18 protein-coding genes are annotated in these 19443 nt (G+C 62.6%); 3 read left to right on the top strand and 15 right to left on the bottom strand.

Going from position 1 to position 19443, the window contains the following annotated elements; genetic code table 11:
• Positions 1-84 precede the first annotated feature (84 nt).
• Positions 85-435, top strand: coding sequence for a prepilin peptidase (locus BPNPMPFG_RS11050; protein WP_258595364.1), 351 nt, complete (start codon positions 85-87; stop codon positions 433-435).
• Complete coding sequence (gene gspG / locus BPNPMPFG_RS11045) at positions 435-911, top strand: type II secretion system major pseudopilin GspG (RefSeq protein WP_258595362.1); 477 nt, start codon at positions 435-437, stop codon at positions 909-911. The genes BPNPMPFG_RS11050 and gspG overlap by 1 nt, the downstream gene beginning before the upstream one ends.
• 13 nt (positions 912-924) lie before the next feature.
• Here the strand turns inward: gspG and BPNPMPFG_RS11040 are convergent, their stop codons facing one another.
• From BPNPMPFG_RS11040 to BPNPMPFG_RS10985, 12 genes are all read right to left on the bottom strand, one after another.
• The gene (locus BPNPMPFG_RS11040) at positions 925-1665 is read right to left on the bottom strand and encodes a type II secretion system protein GspJ (RefSeq protein ID WP_258595361.1); all 741 of its coding nucleotides are present in this window, start codon (positions 1663-1665) and stop codon (positions 925-927) included.
• Entirely contained in the window at positions 1662-2024 is a 363-nt protein-coding gene (locus BPNPMPFG_RS11035; RefSeq protein ID WP_258595360.1) for a PulJ/GspJ family protein, read from the bottom strand. Before BPNPMPFG_RS11035 ends, BPNPMPFG_RS11040 begins: the two co-directional genes overlap by 4 nt.
• Positions 2021-2494 (bottom strand): GspH/FimT family pseudopilin, encoded by a 474-nt coding sequence (locus BPNPMPFG_RS11030; RefSeq protein WP_258595359.1) that lies wholly within the window; start codon positions 2492-2494, stop codon positions 2021-2023. The genes BPNPMPFG_RS11035 and BPNPMPFG_RS11030 overlap by 4 nt, the downstream gene beginning before the upstream one ends.
• On the bottom strand, positions 2491-3708 hold the full coding sequence (locus tag BPNPMPFG_RS11025) for a type II secretion system F family protein (RefSeq protein WP_258595358.1): 1218 nt from the start codon (positions 3706-3708) through the stop codon (positions 2491-2493). Before BPNPMPFG_RS11025 ends, BPNPMPFG_RS11030 begins: the two co-directional genes overlap by 4 nt.
• Positions 3708-5375: a GspE/PulE family protein gene (locus BPNPMPFG_RS11020; RefSeq protein WP_258595357.1), complete on the bottom strand. Its 1668-nt coding sequence runs from the start codon at positions 5373-5375 to the stop codon at positions 3708-3710. Before BPNPMPFG_RS11020 ends, BPNPMPFG_RS11025 begins: the two co-directional genes overlap by 1 nt.
• A complete protein-coding gene (locus BPNPMPFG_RS11015; protein WP_258595356.1) occupies positions 5372-6301 on the bottom strand; it encodes a general secretion pathway protein GspK in 930 nt (309 codons plus the stop codon). The genes BPNPMPFG_RS11020 and BPNPMPFG_RS11015 overlap by 4 nt, the downstream gene beginning before the upstream one ends.
• Positions 6298-6867, bottom strand: coding sequence for a hypothetical protein (locus BPNPMPFG_RS11010; RefSeq protein WP_258595354.1), 570 nt, complete (start codon positions 6865-6867; stop codon positions 6298-6300). Before BPNPMPFG_RS11010 ends, BPNPMPFG_RS11015 begins: the two co-directional genes overlap by 4 nt.
• Complete coding sequence (gene gspM / locus BPNPMPFG_RS11005; RefSeq protein ID WP_258595353.1) at positions 6864-7460, bottom strand: type II secretion system protein GspM; 597 nt, start codon at positions 7458-7460, stop codon at positions 6864-6866. The genes BPNPMPFG_RS11010 and gspM overlap by 4 nt, the downstream gene beginning before the upstream one ends.
• Before the next feature lie 2 nt (positions 7461-7462).
• Positions 7463-8542: a PilN domain-containing protein gene (locus BPNPMPFG_RS11000; RefSeq protein WP_258595351.1), complete on the bottom strand. Its 1080-nt coding sequence runs from the start codon at positions 8540-8542 to the stop codon at positions 7463-7465.
• Positions 8543-8646: 104 nt separating this feature from the next.
• Positions 8647-8865 carry a hypothetical protein gene (locus BPNPMPFG_RS10995; RefSeq protein ID WP_258595350.1) on the bottom strand — a complete coding sequence of 73 codons (219 nt, stop codon included), beginning with the start codon at positions 8863-8865 and terminating at the stop codon, positions 8647-8649.
• A gap of 84 nt (positions 8866-8949) precedes the next feature.
• A complete protein-coding gene (locus BPNPMPFG_RS10990) occupies positions 8950-9501 on the bottom strand; it encodes a suppressor of fused domain protein (RefSeq protein WP_258595349.1) in 552 nt (183 codons plus the stop codon).
• Positions 9498-15497: an RHS repeat-associated core domain-containing protein gene (locus tag BPNPMPFG_RS10985; RefSeq protein WP_258595347.1), complete on the bottom strand. Its 6000-nt coding sequence runs from the start codon at positions 15495-15497 to the stop codon at positions 9498-9500. Before BPNPMPFG_RS10985 ends, BPNPMPFG_RS10990 begins: the two co-directional genes overlap by 4 nt.
• Before the next feature lie 443 nt (positions 15498-15940).
• Here BPNPMPFG_RS10985 and BPNPMPFG_RS10980 point away from each other — a divergent pair, with 443 nt between their 5' ends.
• Positions 15941-16204: a BrnA antitoxin family protein gene (locus BPNPMPFG_RS10980; protein ID WP_258595345.1), complete on the top strand. Its 264-nt coding sequence runs from the start codon at positions 15941-15943 to the stop codon at positions 16202-16204.
• A gap of 283 nt (positions 16205-16487) precedes the next feature.
• On the opposite strand, the gene BPNPMPFG_RS10975 is transcribed toward BPNPMPFG_RS10980, so the two are convergent.
• Genes BPNPMPFG_RS10975 through BPNPMPFG_RS10965 form a run of 3 tightly spaced genes read right to left on the bottom strand, consistent with a single transcriptional unit; the run spans position 16488 to position 19442 of the window.
• Entirely contained in the window at positions 16488-16847 is a 360-nt protein-coding gene (locus tag BPNPMPFG_RS10975; protein ID WP_258595344.1) for a cupin domain-containing protein, read from the bottom strand.
• Between the two features lie 59 nt (positions 16848-16906).
• The gene (locus tag BPNPMPFG_RS10970; protein ID WP_258595343.1) at positions 16907-18292 is read right to left on the bottom strand and encodes an NAD(P)/FAD-dependent oxidoreductase; all 1386 of its coding nucleotides are present in this window, start codon (positions 18290-18292) and stop codon (positions 16907-16909) included.
• A gap of 31 nt (positions 18293-18323) precedes the next feature.
• The gene (locus tag BPNPMPFG_RS10965; protein ID WP_258595342.1) at positions 18324-19442 is read right to left on the bottom strand and encodes an ABC transporter ATP-binding protein; all 1119 of its coding nucleotides are present in this window, start codon (positions 19440-19442) and stop codon (positions 18324-18326) included.
• Position 19443 lies beyond the last annotated feature (1 nt).

Here is a 19443-nt window from a genome sequence, read left to right as displayed (position 1 = left end):
CGCGATTTCGATCGCCGATTTCCGCAGGCAGATCATCCCGGCGGGCTCAACCTGGCGCTGGCCGGCATCGGCCTTTTCTATCAGATGGCGACGGAAGCGGATGGCCTCCCCGTACACCTCCTGTTTGCCGCCGTGACCTTTGCTGCTGCCTGGCTGATCCGGCGCGGTCATTTCCTCATGACGGGCAGGATCGGTCTCGGTCTCGGCGACGTCAAGATGCTGGCCGCTGCCGCATGCTGGATCAGCCCGCTGCTGCTGCCGGTGCTGCTGTTCATCGCCAGCGCCAGCGCTCTGCTGTTCGTCGGCGGGCAAGTCCTCGCGACAGGGCCGGCAGCAGTGCAGGCCCGTGTCGCCTTCGGTCCGTTTATCGCCATCGGCCTCGGCTGCAGCTGGGGGCTGGAGCAATTCGCAGGTTTGAACATGGGACTGCTCTGATGATCACTCCGCGCTTCACTCGACTTTCCGAAAAATCCGGCCGCGCCAGAAAATCTGGCGGCGAAAGCGACGATCGCGAAAGCGGCTTCACCCTGGTCGAGCTCCTGGTCGTGCTCGCCATCATCGCGTTGATCGCGACGCTGGCCGCGCCACAGGTCCTGCGCTATCTCGGTTCGGCCAGGACCAATGCCGCCAAGGCGCAAATTCGCAACATCGAAAGCGCGCTCGAACTCTACTATGTCGACAATGCGAAATATCCGACCGCGGAAGAGGGGCTCTCGGCCCTGGTCACCGCGCCCGCCGGCGAACCGCGTTGGAACGGGCCCTATCTCAAGGGAACAACCGGCCTGAAGGATCCGTGGGGGAGGCCTTATTCCTACGAAGTCAAGGCCGATGGGAGCGGTGTGATCATCCGCACCTTTGGCAAAGACGGCAAGCCGGACGGAACCGGTGAAGACCAGGACGTCTCCAACTGAGGGAACAAGGATTTCATTTCGAAAGGAGCGAATTCGTGCGCGGCACCGGCGGATTTGCCAGGTCGAGGCGTGCAAGACCTCTCGACGAATAGGCCGCGCCGTCCCGCAGCACCGAGATGGTGAAGCGCACGGCGCTGGGCAGGCGCCGTGATGCATTCCAGTTCGGCACCCATGATGAGGGGGCGGCCGAACTGTCGAGATACTCGAATCTCATGGCGGTGACGCCGCCGATCAGCCGCACCGGTTCGCTCGGCTTCGATGCGCTGGCGTCGCCGCCGCGCCGGGTTTTCTGGACAATGGCCAGCGCCCCTCCGGCCTGGCCTCCATCGCCAAGCGAAACGGCAATTTCGCGCAGAGCGGAGGATTTGAAGCCGATCGCCTGAACGGCGTTGAATTCAATCCGGGCACTGTCGCCGTTGAGATAAAGCACCATGTCCGGCGTCGACTTGGACAATGGCAATGGCTCGGCATGGCTGATCGCCGTTTTCAGAAACCGCGATGCGGCATCGACCTCCATCTGGAATTCGGTTGCCTTTTCGATGCGCATCATCGTTCGGGCCTGGCCGAGAAAGACCATCATCAGCGATGTAATCACGCCGATCAGGGCGAGCCCGACCAACACATCGATGAGCGCAAATCCCTCAACCGATGCCGATGGTCCCGGCGGCGATTTGCGGCCCGGCGGAAGGGCGCCTGAAAGACGCTTGCGATCGGCGCGGACATTCGATCGTGCCCGGAAGAACAGGCCGCTCACGGGGCAGCAGCCTTGCCCTGTACGGGCACGAAGGTCAGAAACGGCCCGCCTGGAAATGCTCCACCCGCCTTCTCGATGATGACAGCGGTTACCTTCGCCTTCGCCACCCCTATCGTGCGGGTCTTCAGGGTCCAGCCGGATTGTGTCGTGGATTGGACTTGGGCTTCGTAGTCGGTCAGCATCGCACGGACGGTCCTGGCGGCTTCGACCTGGCGCTTGGCGGCAGTGATGCTGCGGCTGGCCAGCACGATCGACTGGCTGGCAATGCCCAGCACAAGCGCCAGGATCGTCATGGCGACGATCATCTCCAGGATCGAAAATCCGTCTTCGGGAGAGGGCTGCGACGATGGCCCGGTCATGGCAGTGTGCGCCACGTTGGAAGCCCGGTCAGCCAATTGACGGCAATGCGCGTGGTCCGACCTTTTTGCTGCAGGGAAATGTCCATGCCGGAAGCGCTGCCATCGGGCAGGAAGGTCAAGACCGTCTGCCGGCCGGCGACGACAGTCTCCTGACCAGTGATTACGGTCATTTTGACATCGTCCGGCAGGGCGATGCTATCTCGCTCGCCAAAACGGACGGTGCGGGTGCCGAGATCGACAACGACCTGCTTCGGCCTGGCGGTGGCGATTGCCGATGTGCGCGCCAGGCGCAGCCGCATGGTGATCTCGCCGGCCAGCGTCTCCACGGTCTTGGTGCGATAGTTGCTGACCAGCCCCGGTGCGGCGATGGCCGCGACGAGGGCCATGATCGCCAGCACGACCAGCATTTCGACCAGGGTGAATCCGGCCGTTGCGTCCGCCGGTGCGCTGGCTCCTGGCGCGGCTGTCATTGCAGCGCCAGATCGTTGATGCTGAGGATCGTGGTCATCACCGAAATGACCAGGCTGCCGACCAGAAAACCGAGCGAAATCGTCAGCGCCGGCGTCAGCAGCTTCAGCACCGTGTCGATCCGCCTGCTCAATGTCAGCTGAAGCATTTTCGCCGCGCGATCCAGCACCACCGGCAGGGCATTCGCCTCTTCGCCGAGCGAGACCAGCGACATCGTCGCGTTGTCGAAAATCCCCGCCTTGACGATCGCGCCATGCAGGCGGGCGCCATTTGCGACGGTTTCCTCGATGGTGGCGAAGCTTGCCGCCAGTGAACTTTGCCTGGAAACGTTGGCGGCCAGGCCAAGCGCTTCGGTCATCGCCACGCCATTGCCGAGCAACAGCGCTAGCGTTTCCAGGTAGCGCGCGACCACGGCATCCCTGACCAGCGCGCCAATCAACGGGATCTTCAACAGCCAATGCGAAAACTGCTTTCTGGCGCCGGCCGAGCGGGACAGAAAAAGATAGGAAAGCAGACCCAGGACCGCCGCCAGCGGGAAAACGAACGGGTAGTCCCTGAACACCGTGCCGAACGCCGAAAGCACGGTCATGGTGAACGGCTTTGGGGCGGATGAGCCCTCGAAGATCGGCTCCAGCGCCGGCACCAGAACCGTGGCCAGAATGACCAGCGCGCCGCTCATGACCAGCAGCAGGAAAGCCGGATAGGCCAGCGCCTCGACGATTGCCGCGCGGCGCTTGGCCGTTGCCTCGAACGCATCCGCCAGCCGCTGGCATATATAGGCCATCTTGCCGCTGCGTTCGCCGCTGGCGAGCAAGGCGGCAACGTCGGAGGTGATGCCCGGCAGGCCGGCAAAGGCTTCGGCGATCGGCCGGCCGCCTGTCGTCAGATCGAGCACCGATTGCAGCTGTTGGCGCCGCTGGTGGTTGGCCTGGCCCGAGATGAAGGCGCTCAAGGCGCGGTCGACCGTGAAACCGGCATTCAGAAGCACCGAAAGCTCGGAAAACAGGCGGCTGAGATCGACCCTTCGGGTAAAGGTCAGCGCGCTGCGCCCCGGCAGGCGAAGCTGCTGCCTGTCGCCGTTCACCGGGGCAAGATGATAGGAACGGCGGCCCTGCTGCGCCAGTTTGCGGGCGGCATCCTGCTTGGTCGACGCATCGAGGACGCCGGTCTCGGTGCTGCCGTCGACGAGATAGGCGCGATAGGCAAAGGCCGGCATCAGCCACCTCCCGCGAGATCGATGACCCGCCGGACCTCGTCCATCGTGGTGACCCGCGACCGGGCAAGTGCGGTGGCGTGGACCGACATCGGCACGAGGTCGTCCTCGGCCGCAATTTTCCCGATCTCCATTTCACCGGCACCCTGGTCGATCAGTTCGGCGATGCGCGGCGACACCTGCAGCATTTCGTAGGTCACCGTGCGCCCGCTGTAGCCGGAGCCGTTGCAGGTGCGGCAGGCCGGGCTGGTTTGTTCCGCGCCGTGGCAGGCCGGGCAGATGCGGCGCAGCAGCCGCTGCGCGATGACGCCCCGGATCGTCGCGCCGAGCAGATAGCCGTCGATGCCCATGTCGCGAAGCCGCGTCAGGGCGCCGGCGGCACTGTTGGTGTGCAGCGTCGAAAACACCAGATGGCCGGTCAGCGCCGCCTGCACCGCGACTTGCGCCGTCTCGCGATCGCGGATTTCACCGAGCAGGATGATATCGGGATCCTGCCGCAGGATCGAACGCAGGGCGGCGGCAAAGTCGAGGTCGATCGCCGGATTGACCTGCAGCTGGGTGATGCCCGCCATCCGGTATTCGACCGGATCCTCGACGGTGAAAATCTTGACATCCGGCCGCGAACGCTCCGCGAGGATGGAATAGAGCGTCGTCGTTTTGCCGCTTCCGGTCGGCCCGGTGATCAGCACGATGCCGTTGGCGGCTTGCGACATGGAGCGGATTTTCGCCTGCGCGGCGCCGTCGAAACCCAGCTTCTCCAACCGCAATTCGACGCCTGCGCGATCGAGAATTCGAAGCACGATGGCTTCGCCGTGAATCGACGGAATGATCGAGACGCGCAGGTCGACGTCGCGGCCGCGCACGGCGATGCGCATGCGCCCATCCTGCGGCAGGCGCCGCTCGGCAATGTTGAGCCGCGACAGGATCTTGATGCGGGTGGAGATGCCGGACAGCATCGCGATCGAGGCGGTGTCGACGGTGGACAGCATGCCGTCATGCCGGAAGCGGATGCGGACGTGGTCCTCGAGCGGCTCGATGTGAATGTCGGTGGCTCTCGCATCGACCGCCTTGTGGATTGTCTCGGCGACGAAGCGGACGATCGGCGCCTCACGGGCGAAATCCTTCAGCCGTTCGAGGTCGTCGGGGCCGAAATCCAGGGTTTCGCCGCCGCTGCCGCCATTTGAAACGGCAGCCATGGCCGATTGCTCGATGCGATCGATGCATTCGCCAATCGTGCGCCTCGGCAAGATGCGCAGCGCCAATGTCCGTTCATAGTGAAAGGCGAGCGCGTCGATGGTTGCCGACGAGAACGGATCGGCCACGGCGACAACCAGCTGCTCGGCATCCATCCGCAGCGGCAGGATCGCGTTTTCGCGCAGATAGGCCAGCGGCACGCTTGCCAGCATTTCGGGGCTGACCTGTTCGGGTATCTCGACCGGCGTCGGTGCGTTCAGGTAGCGGCTGAGGCTGTCGGCAAGCTCCTGCTCGCCGATCAGCCCGAGTTCGGTCATCACCGTATCGAACGGATGTCCGGATGTTCGCGATGCCCCCAATGCGCGCTGGGCCGCGTGCGCGGTCAGCATTTTCTCGCCCTCGAGAAAGGCAAGAAACGCCTCGATCCCCGGGGTCTGGTTTTGGGGCTGGCCCTGGGTCTGGGAAGAGGCGTTCATGAGCTCCACCCTTGCAGGATCTGCGCTGCCTCGGCGCCGAAAAGCACCTCGCAACCTGCGGTGCCGGCGGCTTCCGGCGATGCGGCGGCTGCGGTGACCGGGCTTCGGGAGAGGCGCCAGAACGCCTTGGGGTCGGCCGGAGACCTCTTGATGATGAACCCGGCTTCGCCCGTGATCCCGGCTCCGTCTCGTCTCACGACCAATTCGACCGTGTAGGCCGATGCATCGGCCGCCGCCTCGGTGACCGAAGCGCTGCTGCCGCGGGCAAGAAAAGCGCGAAGACGGTTTGGCGCACGATCGGCGCTGATCGTGCTGCGCTCCGAGTTGACCGTGAAAACAGCGTGGAGGTCTTGCAAGGACATCGACGCAAGGGCCGAAAACTCCTGCAGCTCGGACACCGATTCGAACGGCGCCTGCTTGTCTTCGGGCGGCCCGGCCGGGCTTCTGGGCTGCGGCTTGCCAGCAAACGGCTTGGCACTGTCACGAAACCGGATCGCCGCCTTGGCCAGCGCTTGCGCTGTCTGCCGCTCGAAGCCGAGCGATGCGAAACCGAGCGCCAGCAGCGTGTCGTCCGCGGCATTGAGATTGATCAGCCCGCCATGATCCTGGACACGGACATCGAAGCTGAGATCACCCGCCCGGCAGGCGGCCGGCGTGAAATCCAGCTCAAAAATTTTTGCTCCCAAGCCATCGATCAATTCGCTCGCCACCACATTGCCCAGGCCTTCGGCAAGCAGCGACAGGCGCTCCTGCTCGACTTCGTTGTTGGCGATCATCAGCCGCGTTTTCGCCGTCACGGCAAAGGGCACGACGATCGCCGAGACGATCAGCATGAACACCAGCACGGCGACCAGCGAAAAGCCGCTGCCAGCGCTTTCGTCCCCGGCGCTTGCGTTTGCGCTTTCATGAGATGTGCGGCCGCTCATAATTGCGGTTCGCTCGGGGGCGGGATATTTGCGGGTGGCGGGACATTCTTCCATGGCGGATAAAGCGGAATGCGCGCCACCTTGCCCGCCCGCTCCAGCACTGCCTGATCCTTGTCGATCGTCGACACCGTCCAGCCGTCGACGGTCTCGCCATTGCCATACCAGATCGCGGTTTCGCTGCCGGCGACGCGCAGCAGGGCCTTTGCCGCTCCGCCCTGAATGCTGATGCCCAGAAGCGAAGGCGCAACGGCCGGCGCGACTTCGGGCGGCGGCGGGGGCGGGGACTGCACGACGGGTGCTGCCGCAACCTCCACCGGCGGCGGCGCGACCGGCGGCGGCACGAATTTCCGGCGCGTCGGCGTGAACAGCGGACGCTCGAACGTCTCGCTGAAATTGCCGGCCTCGGGAAACTGCAGCGATCCGGCCGCGGCCGCCAATCCGCCGTCATGTCCCTTGCCGGAGGCGACCGGCGAGATGTCGACCGGCGAGATGTAGAGCGCGACATTGACCAAAGCGAGGCCCGCGATCATGGCCGCGATTGCCAGGGCGGCGAATTTCGAGGTCATGGTTTGACCCCGGCGGGCGGCGTGATCTGCGTTTGCAACGGGCCGTAAAACAGGATCTCGGCGAAGATCTCCGGGTCGCCGGTCCGCCCGGCAGCCGGTCCGACATCGGTCGTGCGCAAGGTGGCCTCGCGAATGAACAGCACCGGCAGCGACGTTTCGATGGCGAGGACCGCGTTGTGGATGCCCTCCAGCGGTCCCGAAAGGTTGGCCCGCAGGCCGATGAAATCGACGCCGGCTTCGGTCAGCGCCGGCGCGTTGCCGGCTGAAAGAACACTCACCCCGTTGGCGGCGGCAATCGCGTTCAGCCGGGTCTGCAGCCCGCCGCGAATGACCGCTTCGCTTCCGCCGGTGAGGAATTCGGGATTTGCCGCGGCCACCGGACTGACGGCGCTGTCGAGGCGCTTGGCCAGTGCCGCCACGCTTTGCAACTGGCCAAGAAGCTCGCGCTTTTCCTCGATCCCGGCCTGCGCCTCGGCGACGCTGTCGAGCGCGGCGAACACCACCCAGGCCAGGGCGCAGGCCGCCACCGCCGCGATGGCCAGCGCAATCAGGCGACGGATCGGCGGGCTTGTGTTGAGGATGGCGGAGAGCATGGTCAGAGCGCTCCGATCTTTGCCGAAATGGTGAAGTGTTCGCCGTCCTGGCCGGGAACCTTGACCACCGGTGCCGCGAATTCCGGCGCCGAAAACAGCGGCGAGGCGTCGAGCGGCTGGATCAATTCGGCGGCGGACGTGGAAAATCCCGTGATGGTCAGGTCGTCGCCCTTGGCCGAAAGATCGGTCAGCCATGTGGTGTCGGGAAGCAGATGCGTCAGTTCGCCCCAGACGCGGACCAGCGACGGCGTGGTCTTCTTTTCCTGGCGGATTTTTTCGATCTGCTCGATGCCGGCCTGGCGCTTCTGCAGCGCGCTGCGTGCCGCCTTGGCCAGCACCTGTGCGTCGGCGATCCGCGCGTCGAGCTCCGCGCCGGCCTGCCAGCTGCGCCAATGCGCATGAGCGAAGGTGACCAGCACGGCCGCGGCCAGCATCGAACAGGCCGCCATCCCGGCGGTCCTGACGCGCCGGTCGCGCGCGGTCGGTGGCCAGATGGCGGCCAGGCTGAGCGGATCGGCCAGCAGCGCGCCGTCCGGCTGCGACAGCGACAGGCACCGGACCGACCCGCCAGCCCGGCGGACCGCGTCCAGCACCGCGGCAAGCGTCTTCGCCTTGACGACATGGTAGCAGCAGTCCTGCCCAACCTGCCTGGCCCCAACCTGCCTGGCCCCGACCTGTCTGGCGAAGACGACATGCACCTGCGCCGGATCGATCGGCGTCGAGGCCAGAAGGTCGAGCTCGGCCATGTCGCGCGCCTGCCGAAGCGGCAGCCGCCGCGCCGCCAGTTGCCGGGTCAGGAACAGTCCGGGCTGGATCACGACATCGAAGGTCGGCCGCTTGCGCCGGGGGCCGCCCTGGAGCAGCGCCAGGATCTCGTCCGAGGAGGCGGTCAGCGCCAACGGGATCGACTGGAACTCCGGCGCATTGGCCTCGCGGGCGCGGATGCCGTCATCCGCCAGGCTGACGATCCAGTCGCCGGTGGACGGTTTCTTTTGCCTGGGCGCGACCCGCGACCAGACCCCTCGCAGCTCATCGAGCCACCAGTCCCAGAAATCCAGACCCTGCGCGTTGAGTGTCGCCACAACCAGCCGCCCGCCACCCGGCTGATTCTCAGCTGGGGTTTTCAGGGTGAGACTACACCAATTGCTGGTGGGATGCGGATATCAGCGAAGGCACGGGAGGCTGATTAGCCACAGCTTTTGTTGTTCGGGTTGGCTGCCGCGTTCGGCATCAGGCGCCACGCCCAGAAGCCGACACCGGTGAGCCGGCAATGCTCGACCAGCAGGGTCTTGTAGAGCGCATAGTCGTCGGGTGTGAAAAACACCTTGGCGCGACCGTTGCCGCGCTGCGTCACGTGGTGCGGCAGACCGGGAACGACAATGCGGGCGCGGGCCAGTTTACACATGATGACGGCTGGGCGGACATGGTAAAAAGTGCACTGTCACCGTAAATCACATGAGTGCACCGTCAAATTCTAGTCACCGTAATTCTAAACCACAGTTCGTCTCCTAGGGTCAATATAATTAAAATTTGCCTGCTCAAATTTTGCTTCAAGGGCCTCTAAGCCATTCGCCTTTTTAAATTCAACCTCCGAGGGGCTGATTGGTATAAGCCAATAAAACTTAATCAAAAATGAGTTTAATTCCAAATTTTCTAATAGTGGTCCATCAAGATATGGGAGAGAAACTAACCCGTGTGTGCATAAAGAATCGTCTAGCCATGATCTTCCAAAATTTACAGTGTGCCAAAGTCCTAAAAATTCAGCAGTGCGGTGGAAGTGTGCCGCAGAAAAGAGCAACTCGACGATCTCAACACTGTCTTTTGGACTGAATATGTGCAGTTCTATTGGCTTTTTATCTTTCTGCAGAGACATGCCGCAGGTTGCAAAGGTCCACATATCACGACCAGCATGGGGTCGAAATTTTCGCACGGTAAACCCCTCGGGAAGGGCGTCAATGGGACCATTTGTAAATTCGCAAATCTCACCCCTTGATTTCCATACAATTTCGTAGTGATTTTCTATCTTATCAATCCAGCTCATAAGCCCAACGCTTTCTTCACTTCTTTGGAAAAATTACTTAAATAGCCGCCCTGCGCGCTAGATTCTGTACGCGGCTGTGGGCTCATTCTATTTCTATCTGCTCCGCTCGCCTTTCGCTGAGCCGTAGTCATTTGAAAGCCTGGCTTCTCACCCAATTTCGGATCGCCGTTATAGTATCGTTCTACCAATGAGGGTTGGTGGTCCAAAACCTCATCAGGTCCAACACCAGCTGCTTTCCTGTCGGCAGCAGTCGGTGTCTTCCCGTAATGCCTAGCCCTATTATAAGCTTCGGAAGGCACTGCCAACTCGGTATTGACTTCCGCCGATGTCTTAACCCGGAGGCTCGACACAGAACTAGCTTCCGAGAGGGCTGCGCTCGTTGGCACTGGCCCACCCACGATAGGTGGCACATTTGCCAGAAAATGTTCAAAATCCATTCCCATCAGTTGGGCCGTCGTCTTGCCAACACGAGCGCGATACCGGGCTGCTTCTTTCGCCAGTTGATCTGCTGTGTAGTTATTTAGAATACCGCCTTTCTCTTTCATCTTGTCCGCGGCTGACTGCATGCTGTCACCGCCGGATTTGTTTTCGGCATCTCGATCACTTTGAGAATGGAACCAATCTCCGAAAACGTGCCCATTCGGATCGCTCTTGTTAACCGGATCGTTCCCGGCATATGCATACCGGTTGGTACCAACTCTCGGCAGCGTCGGATCCCAGTCATCCGGCGAAATAAACCGCCCCAGCAGCGGATCCATGTATCTGGCATTGAGATAAACCAGGCCGGTCTCGGGATCGAAACGCTCGCCGATGTAGCTCTTCTGCGTCTGGAAGCCGGTGTTGAGGCGCTCGCCGTAGCTGGCGTAGTTGGTCTGCTCGACAATGTTGCCTGCGGCATCGGTGACCATGCGCACTGAGGCCAGATGGTCGCGGTGCAGGAAGTATTTGACGCCGTCGATGACCTTGATGTCGGGATGGGGATAGCGGGTGTATTTCGCCCCCGGTGCCGCCGGGTCGATCTCGACCGAGGCGTCGGGATAGAGCGTGGTGGCGAAAGCGGAGCTTTTCTTCGCCCGCGCCCCGTCGGGTCCATAGGCGAGATTGACATTGTTGGAGGAGAGCGTGACGGTCTTCAGCCGGTTGGCCTCGTCCCAGGCGAGCGTGCGGCTGCCGTCCGATGTCATGTTGCCATTGGCATCATAGGCCAGCGTTTTCGACCCGACCGTGATGGGGGCGTGCGGACGAGCTGCGCCCGCCGAGGGATAGGTGTAGTAGCCGGCGCGCCAGCGCGCCGTCATGTTGCCATTGAGCGTATAGGCAAAACCCTCGTCCAGCGTGTAGTCGCCGGCATTGTCGGCTGAAACCAGCTGGTCAACCCCGTCATAGATATAGCTCCAGCTGTCGGCTGATGTTCGCCCCGTGATGCCGGTGATGCGGCCGAGACTGTCGCGCGCATACTGATCGTCGAGCAGGATGGTCGCGCCCTTCGATGTGGTCACGCGCGTCAGCCAGCGCCGCGTCGGTGAATAGGTGAAGGACGTCTTCACGCCATTGGCGTAGGTGATCTCCTTGGTCTGGCCATCGGCCTCGTAGATCGTCGAGGTGATGAAGCCGGGGGCCGAATAGAGCAGATTGTTGGCGGTGTATAGCAAATGACTGGCGTTGGTGCCGAAGTCGAGCTGCACCGGTGCGTATTGCTTGAACAAAGCCTGCCCCGAGCCATCGCGCGGGGTGTAGGTGGAGTGGATGATACCGGCGATGGTGGCATCCTGCCGTGCCACTTGGCCGAGGCCATCGTAGTTGTAGACTTGCGTCGCCGCCGAATTGGTCGAGGTCGTCAACTGGCCGATGTTGTAGAAATTGGCCGCCGCCTGGTCGTAGGCGTTCCACGTCAACGTCACTTGGCTGCCACCCGGGCTGGTGGCAACCGTCTTCACAAGCAGCCGCCCCATCTGGTCATAGGCCAGATAGGTGACCATGCCTCTGGCGTCGGTCTGGCTGGTGAGCCGATTGGCGGCATCGTAGGTGTAGGTCCAGGTGCCGAGATCGGGGTCGGAAGCGTACAGCCGGTTGCCGAGCATGTCGTAGGTATAGGTCCAGCGCGCGCCGCCGGCATCGGTGACGGTTAGCAGCCGTCCGAACCGGTCGTAGCTGCGTTGCTCTCCAACTGCCAGCCCCGTGCCGTCGCGAACGACCTGAACCTCGTCGCCATGCGCCGAGTAATAGCGCGCGGTGAAGCGGCCGAGTTCGTCCGTCATGCCCTGGCTGCGGAACAGCGGCGTGGCGAAAGCCGTGCTGTTTTCCATGTAATAGCCATAGGTGCGCTGGCTGTTATCGGGGTTGACCGTCGTTGTCGGCCGGTCGGCCCGGTCATAGGCGTTGTAGGTCCACTGCCCCGTTTCGCCTAAAAACCTCGGGAAGGCCGAACGCACGACATTGCCGCGCTGATCGTAGTCGGTGTCGGTGATGCGCACCGGGCCGGTTGCCGTTTCGCCTGGTGTTTGCGTGCGCCAGACCCGGCCAAGCCCGTCATAATAGGCCGCGGTGTAATAACTGCCGGCGCCATTGGGCAGCGCCGTGGACTTCACGATCGACTGATAGAGCGAATTGCCCTCGTTCTGGAAGCTGGTGATGACATAGGCGCCGGTGGCGCTGGATCTGACGGAAGACGGCCGGCAGAACCCATCATAGGTGAAGGTCTGGACGATGCCGTTCCAGTCGGTCTTCGTCGCCGGCTGCCCGCATATGGCATTGTAGGTCGCGGTCGAGAAGAACCGCGTATCGGCCGGCTGTCCGCCGCTGGTGAAATAGCGTGGTGCCCACTCGGTTACCGGATAAAGATGATAGGTCGCGTCATACTCCCAGAAGGTCTTGTTGCCGAGGCCATCGGCGGCGGAGACCTTGTTGCCATAGCCGTCATAGGTGAAGACCGTGCTGGCGACTTGCTGGGGCGAGGCATAGGGGTTCTGGAAGTTCCGCTTCCAGGTCAGATTGCCCTTGGTCGGCGCCGTGACATTATCGCCCGTATTGCCGTCGTAATAGTTCTCCTGATAGCCGATGAGCGGGCTCGTATTGTCGAGCGCCGGTCGCACCGTGACTGCCCTTGGCAGCGACACGATATAGGCTGAAGTGTTCGGCACGAAGAAGTATCCCGTGCGCGTCTCGTCGCCGCTGACATCGGTGCGGCCCCAATCATCGAGGTAATTGACGTTGTTATAGCTGTCGAAGTAACGATCGACCCTGGTCGACAGCGAAAGGTTCTCGGTCAGCGTCGTCAGCGTGCTGGTGTTGAACACCCGATAGGGCTTGTTCACCGCATCGGCCACATAGGTCTCGGCGACCTGCTTGCGCACCACGCCCGAGCCGTCCTTCCATACCGTCAGCGACGGCAGTCCGTAGCTTGCCAGATCCTGGCGGTAGGTGGTCTCGATCTTCGACGGTGCTGTCTCGCCATTGGCCAGCGGCCGGGTCTCGACGATCGAGGCGAAGCCCAGGAACTTGCGCGCCGCCGGATCGTATTTGCCGCCGGCATAGGTGTAGGTGCTCACCGCCGTCTGGCCACGACCATCGCCGACCGACAGTTTCGACACCGCATGCACCACCTGCGGCAGGTAGTTGTTCGCCCAAGTGGATGACGGGGCATACTCGACCGCAACCGTGCCGCCGAGCTCGGTGGTGATCTGCTTCAACAGGTTCGGGTTGCTCGTGCCGGCGTTCGAGATGAACATGTTGGTGTAGTCGGTGAAATCAGGCAGGCCGTCGCCGTTGAAGTCGCCAACTAGCGTGCCGGCTGTCATCGCGGTAGGCAACGTGAACTCCACCGGCGTCATCGAAGTCGACGAAGGCTGTAGTGAGAACACCTTGACCGTGTCGGTTCTGTCGGGTTGAGTATCGAATGGCCTGCCACCAATCGTAATAACGTCCGCCTTCCCGTCATTGTCGAAGTCGCGAAGGATTGCAGTCAGGCCCGCTATCGCGGCGACCGAATAGCTTTTGAAGCCAACTCCGGTCGACAGCCACACGGTTGCAGCGCCGTTGTCGCCGTATTGGAACATATCTGACGCGCCGTCGCCATTGATATCGCCCACCACGCCGCCCGCAAATGACAATCCGCTCGGCTGCCATTTGCCATTCGACAGCACACCCTTCTGAAAGGACCCGCCGAGTCTCAAAAGCGGCTGCTGACGGCCATTGCCACGGAAATCACCGACGCCAGCGAAACTAAAGGCGTCGCCGCCGTTCCAGATGGGGTTGAGCGTATCAATGCCGTCACCATCAGCGTCGGTTACAATGGGCCACGGTGAAGTGTCAGGGTTGGTTTTTGAGGTATTTGGGGTATTTGGAAGCGCGCTACAAACAGCCTCATAGCCCGGTGAACAAGAGACCTTCACCAACCCCAGTGCTGCATCCGTCTTGATGATCGATGGCGATGCCGTATAGGCAACGTGACCGGTAGCGCCATTGGTATAAGCGTGGATAACTGTATCGGCAAAATCCATCGTGTTCTTGGCTGCGATAAAGCGACCCGGCTGAGAAAAATGGTCGCTACCACCGTCAGAATCTATCTGTTGTGATACGATTCCGGCAGAAGTTCCGTTCGAATTGAATTTGTAGACATACTTTGTTCTTGTCGTTGTGGTTGTCGGGTCGCGGCCTCCTGTGGTTGTGGTTTCGGTATAATCGCCATAAATCTCATCTTGACCGTCCGCATCCAGATCGCCGACATCTCGAGGGTTTTCCCTAGGGTTTTCCCTAGGGTTTTCCTTGCTGCCCTTGATGAACGGGCCAGCCACCGTCGAATAAACCCCATCGGTGTCCTGATAGGTCATCTGGCCGATCCATTTCGAGCTGCCACTACCGGTGATGTCGCCGTCGGGTTCGACAGTCCACTCGCTGCCAAAGCGGGCGACCTTGGTGAGCCGTGGGGTGTTGGAGAACGGCGCCTGGTCGTAGACCATCCGGTAAGCGCCACGCAGCCTGTTGCTGACCCAGACACTGACCGTCTTCAAGCGCAAATTCGTCTCGGAAATGCCGAGACCATTGCCCATCAGAATCGTATCTGGCCGCTGCTCATAGTGAAGCCAGATGAACGTGCCGTTATAGCTGACCGTCGTGGCGTAGCAGACCGGCACCGTCGGGCAGGCGTAGCCATAGGTGACGGTGTTGCCATTGGTGTCGATGACCGAGGTCAGCACCCAGCGGTAAGCGAAGGCCAGGTTTGCGTTGGGCGGGGGGGAACCTGCGACGACGCCGACCGACTTGAAGGTCGAGACGGTGCCATCCCTGTCCGTCACCTTCCACTCATTGGTGGTGCGGTTGAGCGCAATGCGGCGATAGGATTCATTTTCGGTCGCATGCGTGCCGCCGGTCGAACAGGATGGCGATACCATGCCAGCGGTGCAGGCGACCATCGCCTGACCGTCGAGCAGATAGATGTCGTTGTCATCGAAGGCCGGCATGCCATAGCCCGGGCTTGCCCGCTCGATCACGTCGAAGCCATCCAGCCCCCAGCCATAGCCCAGCCAGCCCTGATAGAGACCGCCAAGTTTGGTCTTGCGCGAGGAGTTGTAGTTCAAGGCGATCCGCGGCTCGATGCCGTGGAAGGCGGGAACATCGATGCCGATGGCATAGCCGAGATTGCCGTTGCCGCCGGCTTTCGGCAGATCCACCTTCGGCGTGCCGATAGCCTCGGGATCGCCGCTGGTGGCTGGAGCCGTGGCGGTCGCCGCCTGTGCCACCGCCGGCTCCTCGGGTGCTGCCTCACCATCGGTTGCCGTGGTATCGGCCGGCTCGGTGCCGACCTTGGCCGCCGCGTCCGGATTTTCGATCCCGCCTGACGCTGTATCCGTAGTGGGGGTAGCAGTGTCTGATGAGGTTGGCGCCGGCGTACCCAATGCCGGCTGCCCGTTGCCCAGTGCTGCGCCACCGTTGCCGTAGCCCACAGGCGCGCCAGGTTGCAGCGAGGTGCCTTGCGTCTCTTGCGCAAGAGCACCCATTCCCGCGCTTCCGCTAATATAAGAAATGAAAGATGTATCCGCGCCGAATACACCAGCGGCAAGCAAAGCCGCGCCAGCAAGCAACCTGTTCATGAATCCCCCCGATCCAGTTGCTTACTGTTACGCCTCCTTCACTTGGCCGATACGACACCAACGCGTAACAACACAAATATCCACAGAATTATTTGCGAGAGGGCAAGGTGAGGGGAAAACGCTATCAATTGCGTGGCAGTCGTCGTGCGGCGACGTTGCATCTCTGCAATTCGATGGCTGCGGGGCGACCGTCCTTAATGTCGGCGAGAAATCGCTGGCGGGTTGAGAGGAGGGGATCGAAGACAGGTCCTGGCCAAATGGGCCTGCGCGGTGGCGCCAGTTGGGCTATGGTGGTGCCAAGCGTGCAGCCTCAACGGCGAGCATGAGTCGCCTCCAGTCAGGGTCACCCAATGGCAAATCCCCCGCGCCGACCGACAAATCCGATGACGGCCGCCGAAGCCGCCTTCAAGCCGATCAAGAAGCCGGTGGCTCCGGTTCGCGAGCCCTCGGCCGCTCCAGGTATCAGGGAGCTTGTTTCGATCAGGATCGACCGGGCCGTGCTCGACCATTTCCAGGCGGATGGGCCCGGCTGGCAGGACCGGATCAACGATACATTGCGGCACGCAATAGAAGCCAAGCCGACCGCCACCAGGGATGATCGTTCAGGCGATTAGAGCCAGCTCCATCCCAATGACATGCAGGGCAATCGCATATGGGAAGCCGAGGCTTTCGCCTTACGAATACCCCCACCCCCAACCCCTCCCCACAAGGGGGAGGGGAGTCTCCTATAGACGCTGATCTCGGCAAACTGCCCAAGTTCGACGCCGAGTATGATGAACAAAGGCGCGCGGCAGCATTCCCTCCCCCTTGTGGGGAGGGTTAGGGTGGGGGTCCTTCTTCGCAAGAATCCATATGCGATTGCCCAACGATGACAAGGGGTGGAACTCGTCACCCGGCTCACGCCGCTTCGAAGTGCATGATGTAGAGCTTGCGCGTCGGCTCGTGGATCGTCCATTCGCCCTTCCAGCCTTTCGGCAGAACCAGCATTTCGCCGGCACCGACTTGCCTGCTGCGGCCATCGGGGTCATGCAGCGAGACCCGGCCCGACACGATATGGCAGGTTTCGGAATTGGTGTCGCGCGAGGCGGTGAAGCGGCCGGGCGTGCACTCCCAGACGCCGACTTCGAGTGTCCCGTCCGGCGACGTCCACAATGTCCTCGACGCTTCGAGCTGATCGCCGCTGATCGAGGTCGGCTTGGGCTCGGGCTCGCCGAGATCAATCGAGGCGAGATGGGCGAAGGTCTGGAAGGCGGTCATGACAGTCTCCGGGTAGGCACTGAAAATGCTAGTCAATCTGATGTGCGGCGCCGCGGGGCTCAATGCCCTGTGATGCGGTCGGCGATGGCCGCCAGTTTCGACGTGTGCCGGAGGTCGGCTTCCTCGCGCTCGTCGGCGACGCGGTAGAGCTGATACATCGAGTGGACGCCGAGCCAGCGCATCGGCTCGGGCTCCCATTTGCTGACCTGGCGGTTGACCCAGGGCAGGCGGGTCAGCTCGGTGTCGCGGCGCAGGATGAGGTCGCGCAGCGTCCGGCCCGAAAGGTTGGAGCTCGACACGCCGAGCCCGACATAGCCGCCGGCCCAGCCGATGCCGGTCTCAAGATCGAGGCCGGCCGTCGTGCACCAGTCGCGCGGCACGCCAAGCACGCCGCACCAGGCGTGGTCGATGCGAAGCTTTTTGGTCTGCGGCAGAAGGCGGGTGAGGATCGCGTGCAGGCTTTCGATCGTCGCCTGCTGTGTCTGGCCGCGCACGTCCGTCCGCGATCCGTAGCGATAGGGCACGCCACGCCCGCCCATGGTGATGCGGCCTTCGCGGGTGCGCTGGGCGTAGCAATAGGCGTGTGCCGCATCGCCCAGAAGCTCGTGGCCTTGCCAGCCGATCTCGTCCCACAGCGATTGCGGCAGCGGCTCGGTGATGATCTGCGCGCTGTTGAGCGGCAGCCAGAGACGCTCATTGCCGGATATACCGGCCGTGAACCCCTCCGTGGCGCGGATGATGATCGGCGCACGCACCGTGCCGCGATCGGTCGTGACCTTGCCCTTCTCGATGCCCGTCACGGCAGTCTGTTCGTAGATCGGCACGCCAAGGCGCTCGACGGCTTCCGACAGGCCGCGCACCAGCTTGGCCGGCTGCACGCGCGCGGTACCGTGGTGGACATAACCGCCAAGCACATTCCGGATGTTGATGCGGGCGCTGGCCTCTTGCTGGCCGATCAGGCTGACGCGATCCTGTGGCACGCTCCAGCCGATCGCATCGGCATAAGCAGCCTTGATCCGTTCCAGCTGCGGCGGGTTGGTGGCAACCGTCAGATTGTCGACGCGGCGGATGTCGGCATCGATGCCTTCGGCCTCGGTCACCGCGATCACTTCGTTCACCGTGCCATGCATGGCGGTTTCCATGTCGATGACTGCGCCACGGGTCGACGTCCGCAGGTATTTCTCGCGCGACCAGCTGAAGCCGCCGGACAGCCAGCCGCCATTGCGGCCGGACGCGCCGAAGCCGGCGAATTCCTTTTCGACGATGGCGATGCGGATCGAAGGATCGGCCTGCTTCAGATAGTAGGCCGTCCACAGGCCCGTGTAGCCGGCGCCGACGATGCAGACGTCGGCTTCGAGGTCGCCTGGAAGCGGCGCGCGATAGGCTGGCAGGCCGCCAATGTCGGCATACCAGAACGAGATGTTGCCGTTGACTTTGGCGTCCATGTCTAAAAATCCTGCGGGGGGAATTGAGCGGTCAGGTCATCGTCATGTCGGCGCGGTCGTCGTCGGCAAGAAGCTTTGCATCGACGACCGACCAGCGCAGATCGACTGTGTCGCCAATCGAGAACGGCGTGGCCTCCAGGGACGCGCGCACAATGGCGACCGAGCCGTCGCCAAGCGTCACCTGGTATTTCGAACCCGAGCCCAGATAGATCGCTTCGCTGACCTGACCGGTGAGGCTGTTTTGCCCGGCGGCTGGCGGCGTGTTCGTTCTGGCAAGCGAAAGCTTTTCCGGCCGCAGCAGCACCACCGGCTTCTTGCCGCCGGCGAGCTTGCCGCCGGCAACGATCTTCTGGCCGGCGATCGTCAGGCCGGTCTCGCCGCCGGAAGCTTCGGCATCGCCACGCAAGCTGGTCGATTCACCGATGAACTTCGCCACGAACAATGTCGCCGGCTCGTCGTAGAGCTGGCGGCCGGTTCCCACCTGCTCGATGCGCCCCTGGTTGAACACGGCGATGCGGTTGGACAGGACCAGCGCCTCTTCCTGGTCGTGCGTCACATAGACGAACGTGGTGCCGAGTTCGCGGTGGATGCGCTTGATTTCCAGCTGCAGCCATTCGCGCAGTTTCTTGTCGAGCGCGCCGAGCGGCTCGTCCATCAGCAACAGTGGCGGATCGAAGACGATGGCGCGCGCCAGCGCCACGCGCTGCTGTTGGCCGCCGGAAAGCTCCGAGGGATAACGATGCGCGAAGTCGGCCATCTTGACCATGTCCAGGGCGCGCGCGACGAGACGATCGCGCGTCGGCTTGTCCATGCCGCGCAAGGTGAGCGGATAGGCGACGTTCCTGCCGACGGTCATGTGCGGAAACAGCGCATAGTGCTGGAAGACGACGCCGATGTTGCGCTTGTGCGCCGGCAGCGCGACGATGCTTTTGCCACCGACGGCAAGGTCGCCGGAGGTGAGGTCGGTGAAGCCGGCCACGACGTTGAGCGTGGTGGTCTTGCCAGAGCCGCTGGGGCCTAGCAGCGTCATGAACTCGCCCGGCTCGATATGCAGGCTGACGTCGTCGAGCGCGGTGAAATTGCCGTAGCGCTTGGTTGCGCCCTTGATGTCGATGGCCGCGCCACGTTCCTTGCTGTTGGACGCTGTCATC

It is taken from the genome of Mesorhizobium sp. AR07, from assembly GCF_024746815.1.
Taxonomy (GTDB): Bacteria; Pseudomonadota; Alphaproteobacteria; order Rhizobiales; family Rhizobiaceae; genus Mesorhizobium.
The sequence above is the reverse complement of the archived record's forward strand: the minus strand, read 5'-3'. Positions and strand labels throughout refer to the sequence as shown.